The sequence below is a fragment of the Antarcticibacterium arcticum genome, from assembly GCF_007993795.1.
Lineage (GTDB): Bacteria > Bacteroidota > Bacteroidia > Flavobacteriales > Flavobacteriaceae > Gillisia > Gillisia arctica.
Genome location: NZ_CP042476.1, coordinates 650049 through 664326 on the forward strand (window position 1 = coordinate 650049; position 14278 = coordinate 664326).

A 14278-nucleotide genomic window follows, 5' to 3' on the forward strand; every position below is an offset into this window, starting at 1 on the left:
TGTATGTTATAATTCAAAAACTAAGTCATTAATAACTTTAACTTTTGTCTTAATAATAAAACAGATCTTAATTAAAAATAATAAAATCATAATAAAATTATCAGTGGATGTTTTGAAACGAGGTCTAAATCATCCGCTAACATTTTGCCGACATAAAGTCGGGTACAGGTGCCAATCATTGTCCTGATAATTTCAGGACCAGCACCCAAAGTCAATATCTTTCGGGCAGGTATTTCAAAGAACTATGCAAATAAATGCACTATCTGTGCAGTCTAACTGCACAGGTAATTTTAATTTTTATCTTTGGTGTAACAGGATCCTTAAAAAGTAGGGTGGGTGGGATCATATTAGCTCAAATATAAATTTAATATTTATATTTTCGTTAACTAAGATATAGATTATTAATTATCTGCCTTCTCAATGTTTCCCTGGCATTTTAGAATAACCACTCATAGAAATATGATCAATTTAATACAAGCATATGCCAATCACTAAACATGCAATGATCAGATACCAATGCCTTGATCGTTGCTTTCGCAACCCCGGAAAACGTTATTATATTGAGGATCTGTTAGACGAGTGTAATAAGAAATTATCAGAATCAAAGCCTGATGCAGAAGGAATTAAAAAACGACAGCTTTATGAGGATATCAGCTTTATGGTATCTTCAGAGGGTTGGAGTGCTCCGTTAGACAGGATAAAAGATGGCCGCCGTACTTTTTTCAAGTATGAAGACCAGAACTTTTCGATCAATAATCAGCCCTTGAATGAATTGGAAGCAGAACAACTTAAATCTGCCTTTTCTGTTTTAGGGAGGTTTAAAGGTTTGCCCCAATTCAACTGGATCAATGAATTATTGCCGAAACTGGATCAGGCATTTAAATTTTCACATGATACGGTAGGTATCATCAGCTTTGATAATAATGAATTTTTAAAAGGCTTGGAGCTTATAGATCCATTGTTCAATGCTATACTTTATAAAAAACTGCTCAAGATCAATTACAAGTCATTCAAGAATCCCAAACCGGTTTCCATTATTTTTTCATGTTATCATCTTAAGGAGTATAATAGCAGATGGTTTGTTTACGGAAAAAATGCTGATTACGACGGATTAGTAAATCTTGCTCTGGATAGAATAATAGATATGGAGGAAACAGCAGGAGAATATGAATCGACAGAAATTAATTTTGAAGAGTATCTGGACGAAATTATAGGAGTTTCAGTTATACCGGGGCAACTACCGGAAAAAATTCTTCTTCGAATTGACCACAGTTTGTGGCCATACATAGAAACCAAGCCATTGCATGGATCTCAAACACTTAAGAACAGGGGAGAGGATTTTGTAGATATATCACTTGAACTTATCCCGAATTATGAACTGGAGACTATGATCCTGCAGTTTGGTGAAAAGATGGAGGTTTTAAAACCAGGTCATTTGAGGGATAAAATAGAAGGGAGAATCACTGCGGCCTCAAAAAGATATATTCCGTGAAGTTATAGCGATTATTTTATCCAGTTATTGAATTCTATATAGTTTTCTTTGAAAACCGGAATTAATACATCCTCAGTTTTTCCTTTATATATTCCATCCCAGTCAACGAAATAATCGGGGTGAAATCTGCCGAAAATAAGGAATTTTACTCCATTCCTCATTTTAATAATAGAACATTCATTTTCAACAGGTAGTTCGATATCTCTAAAGAAGCGTAGAGAATTTTTATAGCAGGTTGCTTTTTTTTCTATAGTTTCGCCGGTATTAAAATCTAAATGTTCTATGGTAACCCATACACTATTATGGTTTGCTTCCTCTCCAAATTCGATTACCCGACAAGGTATTATATAAATATCTTCTCTATAAAAATCGCTGTATTCCTTTCGGGGTGCAATTTTTAAAAATTCTAATAATACGTTTTCCATTCTTACTTTAATGTTATATGCTTGATCTTAGTAATTACATTTAAATTGATCATTTCGTAAAAACCGAAGACTTCTTTAATAAGCATATCAATTGTAACCTTTTTATTTTCTTTTAATTCCGATGTAATATGCTTTTTAACCAAATAACAAGAACCAAAATTTACCCGTTTGAAGCTCTTGATCTTTTGATCTGATGTGCCTATATTCTTTCTTATGATTTCTATAGTGTCATTTAGGATTTTCTCAGTCTGAATTTTTTGCTCCTTAAGTTCTTCCTCGTTCTTGGTTTTTCCGTTGAGAATGTGGACATAGAATTTCAACTCATTCCCCTGGAACTGGATCAGAAATTCGTAATCGCCAAAGGTCCAGTGAGCAGGAATGATGTTGATAAGTGGTACACTGGTATTTCCCGGATTTACCAGGAACCGAAACTTGGGTTCCTTAAATTCATCTTCTAATCTTATTCTCACAGCAGAATACATTAAGCGAAGCCAGAATTTGTTTTCAGCCATTGTTGGTTTTTCTAATAAAAACCTGAAGTCACAAAGATATTTATTATACTCCTTGTAGTAGCCAGATAGAAATTTATAATAATGTTCAAGGAACATTAGCTTTTCCGGATCTTCTTCTTTTACCAATACAGTCTCTAGAAAGCCCAGTATTTCTTGATAATCCTTTACTTCCCAATTGGTGTTATTGATAAATGGAACCAGATTTTTATCAAAACAAAATAGCACCTTTTTTATATCTGGATTGTGCTGCTTATAGATCTTATCATAATCCTCCAATTGCCCTTTGTAAGGGAAAGCTTTAAATTTATTTTCGATTACCAGAACCGGCTTATCATCTTCACCCAATGCTTCAATATCGATCCTACGTTTGACTTTGCCAGTTTTTTCTTTGCTCTGCTTTTTAAAAGAATAGGATCTTTCTAATCGCACTTGCTTTATCGGATGAATATCCAAACTAAAATACTCACAGAACCCGTAATCATTCTCAAGTAAGAATTTAATGAAAGCGGAATGGATCAATTCCTTATCATCCTTCCCTAAGACCTCAAAAATGTTGAATTTGCCGCCAGGATCTTGCTGTTCATCTTTTTCGTTAGGATAAAGGAGGGTAGAGGTATTGTACATAGAATCTTTATTAAAAAGCGTTATTAACTAATTGTTGTAAAATTGCTTTTTCCTCCAGATCCAAAAGTTGAGCCCGGTGCTCTTTTTTTGATCTTGCCAAATATCCGGTTCCTTTCAAAGGATTAAGTAATTCAACTTGTTTTACATTTTCTATTTTTTCCTGGACCTTTCTATTTAATTCCCTTTCCAGCTCATTCACTCTTTCCCTTGTTTCTGATCTTTCGGGACAATCTTCATCATATTCATCAAAATGGCAATAGAAATATTCATAATCATATTCCTCGGGAGTTTTGATCTTATTCCTGATCTGAGAATGGATCTTGTTATGGGAGAAGTGATTTCCAACTCTCGAAATTACCGGATTACAACCGGCACGATTATCTCCCACCTTACCCACGTACAACTGAATGATTTCATCTGAATTATGAGGCACCGCTTTAAAAATGTAAACAGCCCATTTTCTTTTTGTAGCGTGACCAGGGATCGTAAAACTGCCTATTTCCATTAGATCATTACTTTTTTCAATATTTCTTCAATGTAAACAGCATTATCCTCCACCTGGAAGTAAACGTTATTCTTATGAAAATCCTCTCTTTCCAGCTCTCCTTTCCAGCCCACTTCAAACAGGCGGGTATTGCTTACAATGAATGAATTAAGGATAATATCTTCTTTTTGTACCTGGGGCTGGATCTTTTCTTTGAGGTATTTGTGAAACTGGATCTTAGGATCTGTTATGGACTTTGAATTCCTTATTCCTTTTGGATCTATAAAAGCTATATGCTGGCGGTCGCCCTCTTTGATCCAAAGAATAAAATCAGGGTAAAAATTGTTGGTATCTACAAAAAATCCAATTCCTTTTTTACTTTGGTTCCTTAGAAGAAATACCTGCTGATTGTCAAATTTTTCGTAATTGGCGCGGTAATATTTGACCAGGTCGTCTGCAAAACGTTTTTCTGAAGCATCCAGTGCGATGGGACTTATTTTCAATTTCTGCCGGTAAGTACTCACATCCATAGAAAGCAACGGAGTATAAAGGTGGTGCTCATTATTGAAAGCAAATAGTTCTGTACCAAGTTGGTGTTGGCCTGTGAAGGAATTATCCTTTATGGAACCTACTAACTGGTCAATCTTATCTTTTACCGTATCCAGGTTTTCTTCAGAATTCATTTTGATCTCATATTCATACATCAAATTGTCATCTGTGCTCTCCAATACCCTTGTTTCTATATGTTCTGAATTAAACAAGTTCTTATTAGAATTATAAAATTTTTCAATGTACTTTTTAAGCAGAGCTATTACGAGGTCCTCCCAGATCCTAACCTGTTCAAAACTGCGCAATTCAAGTTCACTATTAGGAATATAGATCTTATACCAGTCTTTAGAATAACTAATCGCTTTTAACTCTTCTATGGACAGTGAAAGATTGTACCAGTGTTTTTCAAATTTAAACCGCTCTATCTCAAAAAAGATGTTGTTCCAGTTGAGAAAAGCCAGGTTATACTCCTCCAATGTTCCTTCATCCTTTCTTGTTTCCATTTCGGTGTTTATTTTCCTGTCAACCAACACCTGGATCTTTGGGTACCAGTCTAATTCTATTAGGTGATTGTCATAAATTACCTTATCCAGTTTAAGCTGTAGTTTTCTTTTCTTCTTGAAATCCTGACCTTCTTTTACCTGGATAAGTTTCAGGTTGTTCTTCAACATTTCTGTATTGACTATGGAAGGTACTTTCACGGTCTGCCACGACGAATCATTGGTTGGTAAACCTTCCTCCTCAAGGAATTCTTTAAATTTTTGCATATAGTCTGCCCGCACCCCAAAAATGTTCAAAGTTTCAAGCGGATTCAGGATTTTTCTTAATTCCTTTAATTTATCGGGTCGCTGGTAGTCATCCAGGCCGCTCGTTCTTTTAAGACTGAACTCATATCCTTTAAGCCTTACTCCCCGGCCAAATAACTGTATGATCTGCGAACCTTCACTTTTTCCAATATTCATTAATCCCATAGAACTTACCCGCCAGCTGGACCAGCCTTCGGTGAATTTCTTAGAGCCTATTAGAAGATTAATGGTAGATTCCTCCTCGTTAATTCCGTGGAAAAGGGATTCCGAAAATTCTTTGTCATTGCCTGGAACCTTATTGTCCTGTGCGAGATTAAAAAGTTTGTTTTCATCCCCTACGTTGATAACAGCAAAATAATCGGCTTCTCCTACACGCAGTCCAAGTTCCCCGTCTACGCCCTTAAGATTGTCCAAGTAGAGATTTGCTCCGGGAACGTCAGAATTAAAGACCTTTCTTAGAAGATCAAGATAAATGTCATTAGGAGTTTTTTTTCCACCTGCGAGGTATGCAAAACTTTCGTGGAAGATTGAATTTCCTTTATCGTCAAGAAGGCCTGCTTTATTATTTAGCACATCGTTAATGTCTTGTACTGCTTTGTTCTTGTCTTTTAAAAATTCCGTTAGAAAATAAATAATATCAAGAACGTCAGATGTGTCCACTCCTTCTTCTTTCCTTACAGCATTTACCCGCCCACCTACAAAGATCCATAGAGGTTTGTGAAGCAGGAATCTGTGCGCCAGTTTTTTGTTCTGCTCAAAGATCAGTATTTGTTGATAGAAGGAGAGCAGGTTAGCAGTTAGATATTTCCTTACATATTGTTTATTATCATCTTTATCAAGGTTCAGGATCTTGTATTCTTTTCCGTAACCGTCGCTGTAAAAGAATTTATAGGAATAGTCGAAAATTATAGATTTGGCATATTCCTGTTCAAGTTCCTTTTTATTTTTTCCTGCAGCTGCGGAAATTGCCTGACCAAAAGTGGCTGAGTATTCAAAAGCAAATCCCGTCTCACTAAGTCGATCCCGGAACATTTTCCATTTATCACCCCCGGAGCCACGATGACCTTCATCGATCAATACAAGATTGTTTGTTTCGAAAGCATCTACAGCTACCGTTTTATCCCCGCTCTCTTCAGCCAATTTTGTGATCTCGATGACCTCGATCTCGTCCCCCGAAAACATACCTGTGCTATCCTTTGAGAAGATCCCGGCATCCATATCAGAAAGTTTAAATTCTTCAAGATGTTGCTGAGATAATCCTTCATTTGGGGTAATGAGGATCACTTTATTAAATTCATGTTGTTGCTTTTTAGCGTAGTGTAAATACTGTTTTATATTTATATGCATCAACAGCGTCTTTCCACTTCCGGTGGCATTCCAGAAAGCAATTTTATTCAGATCATTTTCTGTAAATTTTTCTACTACAAAAGAGTCCGGATTTATCTTTCTAAAGTTTTCATCCAGCCTGTTGTTGAAATCCTCTACAAATAGATTCAGTTCATTCAAAAGCTTTACGGGGTTGCTAAAGTATTTATCCAGAAAGATCTCTGTAAATAGGAGAGAGAGGTATTGAAAGTACTTCCACTTAATGATCTCTGTACGATGATGAGAGATCTCATGGGTAAATCTCACTATGTTCTCATCGTATTCCTGCAGCATTTCCTTGCTCAGCTTCTCATTGTCATAAAGCTTGTTTTGAAGTGCCTGTAGATATTTTGTATTTCCTTCTTCATTGTAGCCTTCCAGGTGTGAGCTCTTAAGATCTTTTGCAAGGGCTTCAAAACCTAATACATTAAATTGACTTAGAAGATATTTAGCTAAAACTGTTTTATTGTGAAATGCAGCCATTAAAGAGATTTGGTTAGTTATGAAATTAATTCTGCGGTTCCTCGGCAGGAAAAGATACTTCACCAGTAACCATTTCCTTTAGATTAACAGTAGGCAAAAAGAAGTTATTAAATTTAGTGCCTTCAGTTTTTGCGTGTAAAATTCCCCTTGCTGTACCCACAGTTATTACTCCGAGGTGCTGCATAAATTCCGGCTGGAAAACATATTTTTTTTCATCAGGTTGGAGGCTGTTTTGAACAGCCTCTTCAGGTACCAAAAATTCACATAACACTTTTAGGATGATAAACTTCTCTTTCCTCGATTCAAAATTGAAAGATACTGTGCACAGAATGGTATTGGTCTTTTTCTCCATTCCAAATTCGATCCCTGCAGCTATACCAATTTCTTCCCCAATTTCGACATCTGGAATGGTAGCAAATTGCTCTGTTTTTATTCTGTTTAATTTGAATAAGATATTCTCTGATTTCATCCTGTTTGCTGAGCTATAGTAAATTCTGAAGGATTTAATTTTATTACTCTTGTTCCTCCTTCAGCACTTTGGATCTTTTCCTTTTCGGCAGATACTGCCTCGTAGTGGGTTTTAAAAGAGTGGGTGAGAGCTTGACTTTGAGTCTGCTGTCCCTGCTGCAGGAGATCCACCCCCAATGCTCTTTCCAGTTTATCAATTGTTTCCAAAGTAAAGTTCTCTCTCCCTTTTACCCATTTGTTCACCTGTTGGGGAGAAACGTTCATTGCTGCGGCCAGATCTTTTTGAGATCTTTTTTGCGCACGAAGGGTCTGAAGGATATCAAAAGCGATCTTTTGAGATTTTCTTAGCCATCCGCGGTTTTCTCTGCGCCACTGCACATCCTCTTTCCATTTACCGGTATCTGGTTTTATGTGCCCTTTTAATTTTTCAAGAGCTTGTTTTTTTGTGTCCATCATTCTCCTATTTCAATAAATCCATAATCGTCTGCCTGTTCAAAACCTATTGTTTTAAGATGTTCTTCAACCAGTTTCAACTTTTTGAGTTCAAGGGCTGTGTGATCTCTTTCCTGCATTTTTTTGGTAAGTTTAATTGCTCCGCCAGAGATCACGTATAAATTTGGGGCTATGCGTATAGCATACAACCTAAGCCAGGAACTTTTTTCGGAACCGTAAGCTTTGCTTTCCTGATGTAATATGCGACTGTCATTTTTATGTAGCGGATGGAAAATATAATCGTGTAGGGTTTCTTCATCCTTGCCTTTGCCGGTTTCAGCAATTTGTTTGATATCGTATTCAAAGTCTTCTGCCTCATCAAGAGTTTGTAAAACGGCCTGTTCCACTGTTATTAAACCTTTTATTTTCCTGTAATATTCGCTTTGAAGATCTGCTCTATGAGTTTCAAAAAAATCTTCCAGGTATTCAAGATCGCTCCATTGCTTGAAAACCCTGGCGAATTCGTGCTCATTGCCATCGTTGTATTGAACGCTTAAAAGTGCGTTCTCTACTACCGCAAAGATACCAACAATTTTCATTAAATCAACCTATAGGTTTATTTTTTATTTTTTGCGACTCTTAGACATCTTTCAAATCAAACATTTCGGTGAAGAAAACTTCCTCCGTGAGGAGTACTTTCCAATTGTCTTCATCTTTCCTGAAGTTTGCAAGATTATTATCTCCATTGACATAGATGGTATCAAACTCCCCATCGAGGATGCTGAAACCTGCCTTATTTACGAAACGCTCCAAATCGCTATTATCTGTTTCTTCCAGGTTACGCCAAATTACCAATACTTTATCTCCTTTATTGGTTGTTCCTTCTACGGTTTTATAGGCACCTATGCGCTGAATTCGTTTTACGTGAAGTCCCAGCAGGTAGTTAAAGGTTTCTACCAGGTCAACTGTTGTTGGAATGAGTTCGTTGTTCTCAGTTACTTTTAATTGGTAATTAAAAGGATTCTTGAAGGCCTCAAGGTTGAATAAATGCCCTCGACTCTCCACATCGAGCATATACTTTAAAAGGTATTCTTCCTCTACACCTTCATTTCCGCTTAAAAGATCTCTTTGCATCTTATCCTTTTGAAGTACCAGGTTATTTAAAGCATCCTCATAACTTTCCAGAGACATATATTTAAACATCTGGCTGATACCTTTCTTGTCCTGTGGTTTTCCATTCTTCCAATTATCGCTGTAAATTACCTTTTGGATCCTTGGTTTAGTGACAGAATTGAAATATTCACCCATTTCAATAAGAATGAATTTTCTATTCCCTGAATCTTCTCTGTTTAGGGCTATAACGGCGTGGCCAGTTGTTCCGGAACCGCTGAAATAATCCATAATGTATGGATTAGAAGATCCAAATTCAATGGCTCGAATTGAGTCCATTACAGTGTAAAGTGACTTAGGAAAGGAAAATTTATCTTTTCCAATTATATTGTTCAGAATTTGTGTGCCTTGGTTGTTAGCAAAATATTTGCTATCCGTCCAAACGGTTTTAAAATTAAAGTGAATCTTCGTTCGTTTAATATCATAAATTTCTCGTTTCTGAAGATAAGAAACACTTAATTCATCTTTAATCCTTTCTACCGTTTGACGAGCGAACCTCCATTTTCTTTCTACTCCTTGTGGGTCTATGGGATATATTTCGATTATCCCATCTTCTCTTAATATATTAACGCCTTCAGGATGGTAATTATCGGCACATACCTCACCAAAGCCAACTATCTCTTTGTTTTTCACTAATATTGGATAAAAACAATTCGCAGCTGCCTCTCTTTTCGAATCTTCCCCAGTCACATCACGTAAATTTCTTGTGTCGGCATTCTTCAAATCTCTTTTTTCGAGACCAATCATTCTTCCTCCAGGAGGATATAAAAAGTAGGCAAATTCATTAGTATAAGAAAAATTTTCCCCTTGCTGTCCAGAAGCATTATGAACAATAGTAATACAATCTTTTGCGTATCCTGGAAAAATTTGACTTAATAATAATCCCAACTTTTCCTGTTCGTTTTCATCAATAGCAATAGTGAAGATGCCATTTTCTTTTTTTAACATCCTTTTTGACCGTGAAATTCTATTTTCAATAAAACTAAGCCAACTCGAATGTTTAAAAGTGTTTTTATAAATTATCTCGCTTGATTTTGCATTGTAAGGAGGATCTACATATATTCCTTTAATTTGATTTCTGTATTTATATTCTATAAGCCCTAAAGCCTGAAAATTTTCAGAATTGATTAATAAGCCGTTAGCTTCTTCATCGAGATCATCAAAATCTGCAAGTAATTTATCTTTAAAAACAGGAGAAAAGAATTTAGTATCTAACACGAGGAAAGGTTCACTTTTCAGTCCATTCAGATCTTTAACTTTTATATCAAATATTCTTTCCCATTCTTTAAGCTGGTCTTCATTCTTTAAGATCTCTGGGTAGTATTCTTCCGGAACGCGATCCAGGGTGATACAGTAATTACTGCTCACAACGAATTTCTTTTTAAGCCAAAGCTTCTTTTGGAAATTCTCCAGTTGTTCTAAAAAGGTAATGATCTTACCGGCCACCTGTTTCAGTGCTTTTATTTTGGAGATCTGGGTTCCAAAGGCAACTTCATCCTCGGTATTAATATCGTCTATGAACAGTACTTCATTTTTGATATAAAAGTCCAGCTCCCTTCGTAAAAAGCCTCCCAGGTCTTTATGAATAAAATAATCAAAGCTGTTGCGGGCAGTATAGTCATTGATATGCTTCTCCAGTAGGATTCTCTTTTTATTCTTTTCTGTAGGTTTTAAAGTGAAAACCTCGTGAAAAGCCTGAGGCACTTTTCCAGATAGCTCTTTTATAGCTTTTTCTATTAGTGCATCCTGCTTTACCGCTTTTTTTTGTGGTTCATAAGTAAAATTGATCACCAGCGTATTTCCCTTTACAGTTACAGGATCTTCCGTATATAAGGCAAACCTACGTTCTTTATCTTTTGAAGCTTTGTTATTGTTCTGCTCTGTACTGGCTTCCTTTAGTTCAAATTTCACGGTTTTATCTCCCGGAAGTTTGAAAGCGTAATTTTTTAGATATTCGGAAGTTTTAATGTAGTATTGGTCGTGATTTGCCCAATGTAACTTTACTTCTTCTCCTTCATAAGGAATGGCATACACATCTTTTTTGTATCTGCGTAGCGAAATAAAATCCCCTTCCTTGTAATAGCGTTTAAAAAAAGAAGCCAAGTGCGAAAACACATCCTGCTCCAGGGTATCTATGGAAGTTCCGTTCTCAATTTTGCTTTTTAATTCTTTTACCTTTGAAGAGGAATAGGGATCTACTCCGGCATCCTTAAGAAGATTAACCGTTTTATCCAGCTCTTTTTGCAACTCTGCAGTATCTCCTTTATTATATTGTTCCAGGATACTACGAACCTGTAAAGGAAGTTTTTCAGTAAGAAATTTTTCCACATCATTTCTTTTCTGGTTCATAATGCGGTAAATACCAAAATCCAGTTCGGCTTTATCCAGTTGAAAAACTTCAGTAAGTACCTTTTGTAGTTTATCGTAATTATTGGTCATAATCTTTTATATAATTTCCCAGGCTATGGTAAATAGCTCCTGTTCTTTCATTGTTCTGTTTAATTTATTCTCTGCTTCATCTATCATTTGATCCCGTTCTTCCAGGATACGGTCTTCAACTTTAAATATCTCCCGGCGCAACTTTGCCTTTTTGCGGTCAAGTTTCCTTATTTTTTTCTGAATCTCCAGAAGGTCATCTGCGCTAATATTCTCGGTACGCGTTTGTCTCTCAAGTTCCTTAATTTTATTCTTTACATCTTTAAGATCAAGCTCAGTTGAAGTTATTCTGTCTTCAGCCCATTTCTCAAACTTTCTTATTTCAGTCTGTAATAATTGGGCATCACTGTTCTTTATGTGATCAAGATGTTTTTGTTTCTGTACCTGATAGTTTTTTTCCAATTTATTATAGTCAGCTTGAAACCCTGAAGTCTTAAAAGAGCTCGATAGGGTTAGAAGAAACTGGCAAAGTTCATCTTTTAGTACTTCCCCATTTTCTGTTATTCCAGAAAAGACGATTAGGTCTAGATTCTCGGCAGGGGAATTGAGCTTCATATTCGTAACCCTAAGTAATCCTCTCTTTGATTTTAGGTCTTCAAGTTCCTTGTATGTCAATGGATTTGAGGAATAATCAAAGGAAATTTTTCCCACTGGTGTTTCTAGCCTTTTACTGCTTTCTATTATTTTTTCTGCAAGGGTGTGGCCCAGGCGATAGTGCCAGGCTTCTTCCCGCTTTTTATCAAGTGAGTATAAACCTTTGGGTGCAATGTTTCCTGATTGTCCATTCAGGACAAAACTATGGTCCCGGTCATTAAATTCGGCTTTTCCCTGCAAGGAATATTTGGTGATCTTCCACAGCCAGTCCTCATATTTTGAGATATATTTTTTGGTGTTTTCCAGAGTAGTTTTTAGTCGCTGTACTACCTGAGCATCAAAATTCTTAAAAAGATGCTCCTGGGTGGTTTTCATTCGTTCATCAATCTGCTCCCGCATTTCCTCCTGCAGTTCATCAAAAGCGCGATCTATTTCCTCTTTCGTGCGGCATTGCTTATAGATCTGGATAAGCCGTTTTTCAAAATCTACACCGCTTTCTATAGAACCCAATACTTCATCTGAGGCGCCAAAAACCCCGTCAAACAAGCTGAACTTTTCTTCCAGAAGCTGAAAGACCCGCATATCAGTCTCATTGCTGGTATTAAGAAAATTGATAACAACTACATCATATTCCTGCCCATAACGGTGACATCTACCTATGCGCTGTTCGATCCGTTGCGGATTCCAGGGCAGGTCATAATTTACTACCATAGAACAAAATTGCAGGTTTATACCTTCAGCAGCAGCCTCTGTAGCTATCATTAACTGGTAATCTTCGGTTTTAAAAGTATCTACAATAGCAGAACGTATATCAACATCACGGCTACCCGTTACCCTGTGTGCATTCTTTTTATTTCCTACCCAATTATGGTAAACTTTTTTTGATATATCTTCATTGTTAGTACCGTTAAAGAGCAGGATCTTATCCTTATACACTGAATCCTGAAGCATATTATACAGGTACTGCTGGGTACGAGTAGATTCGGTAAAAATGATCGCCTTTTGATTAGCACCAAGTTCCTGGAGCTTTTCAAAACCTTTTCGTAGGGCTATCATCAACTTATCTCCCTTAGCGTTATGCTGTATGCTATTTGCAAGGTCTAAGAATCCTTCGAGATCTGCTATTTCACGCTTAATATTTTCAATGTCGGCTGCGGTGAGATTTTCCTTATCAAAGGTTGCCTCTATTTCCTCAATATTTTGGTCCCATTCCTCAACATCTTCATCGAAACCTTCATACTGCTCCTCCATTTCCCTTCTGAAGTCTTCCAGATCTTCATTATAGTCATTAATGAGCTTCTTGAGACGGCGAATTAAACTACTTAAGGTACCAGAAATTGCAAAAGATGAAGAGGCCAATAATTTTCTAAGCACTGATGTCATTAAATGCTTCTGGGCTAACGGCAGGGCATAATTGGTTTCTCGCTGTAAATAGTCTGTTACCTTTTCATAAAGTTCCTGCTCTTTGGGAGAAGGTTCAAAGGTTTGAGTGAGCGGAATGCGATTTTTGTAATTAATATATTCAGTAACCTGCCGGCGAAGAGTACGGTGGCACAAAGGCTGTATCCTCTCCTTTAACTCGTCAAGATCAATACCCCCTTCCTTACGGATAAACTGTTTTTTGAAACTCTTTAAATCTCCAAAGGTGTTGGGATCAATAAAACTTACAAGTCCATATAACTCCTCTATTTTATTCTGGAGGGGAGTTGCCGTCAGTAATACCTTTTTATAAGGAGAAATAGCCTGTTGGATCTCTGCAGCAATTTTGTTGCCGGTGCGGTAAACATTGCGCAGAAAATGCGCTTCATCTATAACGATCAGGTCCCAGGAAACCAGCTGAAGATATTCTGCTTTGTTTCGTGCAAAATGATAGGAACAAATCTGAATCTTGTCCTTGTTCTCAAAAGGATTTTTGTTTCCCTTTTTTAGTCTTTTGTTGAAGATTTTGGTTTCCATTACTTCTGAAGGCAGATAAAATTTATCCATCAATTCATTCATCCACTGTTTTCGAAGACTGGAAGGCGAGATGATAAGGATTCGCCGGGAACCCTCAGCCCATTTCTGAGCAAGTAAGATCCCAGCTTCGATGGTCTTTCCAAGTCCAACTTCATCAGCAAGTATGGCACCCTGCGATAGCGGAGATTTAAAAGCAAAAAGCGCAGCCTGGATCTGGTGTGGGTTCAGGTCTACCTTAGCATCCATTAAAGTAGCGCCAAATTTCTCAGTGCTGTTGGATTTAACCTTTTTACTTAATTCATAAGCAAAATATTTCGCCTGGTGAGCGGTTAGGTTCATAGTTTAAATACTGAAGGTAAAAAAGTAGGATAGGGTAGGGCACCTAAACTCGCGACAATTTAAGAAAAAGAAGTCAAAGGTTAAAGAAGTGTGAAAGAAATAAGCACAAAAATTGCTCTTACTAGGCACCGACATTAATTTAC

10 protein-coding genes are annotated in these 14278 nt (G+C 36.8%); 1 reads left to right on the forward strand and 9 read right to left on the reverse strand.

The features are described from left to right. Nucleotides 1-502 precede the first annotated feature (502 nt). Entirely contained in the window at nucleotides 503-1492 is a 990-nt protein-coding gene (locus FK178_RS02755) for a helix-turn-helix transcriptional regulator (protein WP_240793889.1), read from the forward strand. Nucleotides 1493-1503: 11 nt separating this feature from the next. Here FK178_RS02755 and FK178_RS02760 read toward each other — a convergent pair whose 3' ends face one another. The 9 genes from FK178_RS02760 to FK178_RS02800 are packed head-to-tail and all read right to left on the reverse strand — an operon-like array spanning nucleotide 1504 to nucleotide 14135. After that, nucleotides 1504-1917: a hypothetical protein gene (locus tag FK178_RS02760; protein WP_146830777.1), complete on the reverse strand. Its 414-nt coding sequence runs from the start codon at nucleotides 1915-1917 to the stop codon at nucleotides 1504-1506. Nucleotides 1918-1919: 2 nt separating this feature from the next. Continuing rightward, nucleotides 1920-3053 (reverse strand): PD-(D/E)XK nuclease family protein, encoded by a 1134-nt coding sequence (locus FK178_RS02765; protein WP_146830780.1) that lies wholly within the window; start codon nucleotides 3051-3053, stop codon nucleotides 1920-1922. 10 nt (nucleotides 3054-3063) lie between these two features. Further along, nucleotides 3064-3558, reverse strand: a complete 495-nt coding sequence (locus FK178_RS02770; protein WP_146830783.1) for a hypothetical protein — start codon at nucleotides 3556-3558, stop codon at nucleotides 3064-3066. Continuing rightward, nucleotides 3558-6740 carry a DEAD/DEAH box helicase family protein gene (locus FK178_RS02775; RefSeq protein ID WP_146830785.1) on the reverse strand — a complete coding sequence of 1061 codons (3183 nt, stop codon included), beginning with the start codon at nucleotides 6738-6740 and terminating at the stop codon, nucleotides 3558-3560. The genes FK178_RS02770 and FK178_RS02775 overlap by 1 nt, the downstream gene beginning before the upstream one ends. 25 nt (nucleotides 6741-6765) lie before the next feature. Next, entirely contained in the window at nucleotides 6766-7209 is a 444-nt protein-coding gene (locus tag FK178_RS02780) for a hypothetical protein (RefSeq protein WP_146830788.1), read from the reverse strand. Then, on the reverse strand, nucleotides 7206-7664 hold the full coding sequence (locus tag FK178_RS02785) for a helix-turn-helix domain-containing protein (RefSeq protein ID WP_205677208.1): 459 nt from the start codon (nucleotides 7662-7664) through the stop codon (nucleotides 7206-7208). Before FK178_RS02785 ends, FK178_RS02780 begins: the two co-directional genes overlap by 4 nt. Continuing rightward, nucleotides 7661-8239 (reverse strand): hypothetical protein, encoded by a 579-nt coding sequence (locus FK178_RS02790; RefSeq protein ID WP_146830790.1) that lies wholly within the window; start codon nucleotides 8237-8239, stop codon nucleotides 7661-7663. Before FK178_RS02790 ends, FK178_RS02785 begins: the two co-directional genes overlap by 4 nt. Nucleotides 8240-8279: 40 nt before the next feature. Then, entirely contained in the window at nucleotides 8280-11249 is a 2970-nt protein-coding gene (locus FK178_RS02795) for a DNA methyltransferase (RefSeq protein WP_146830792.1), read from the reverse strand. Between the two features lie 6 nt (nucleotides 11250-11255). Then, entirely contained in the window at nucleotides 11256-14135 is a 2880-nt protein-coding gene (locus tag FK178_RS02800) for an SNF2-related protein (protein WP_146830795.1), read from the reverse strand. Nucleotides 14136-14278: the final 143 nt, after the last annotated feature.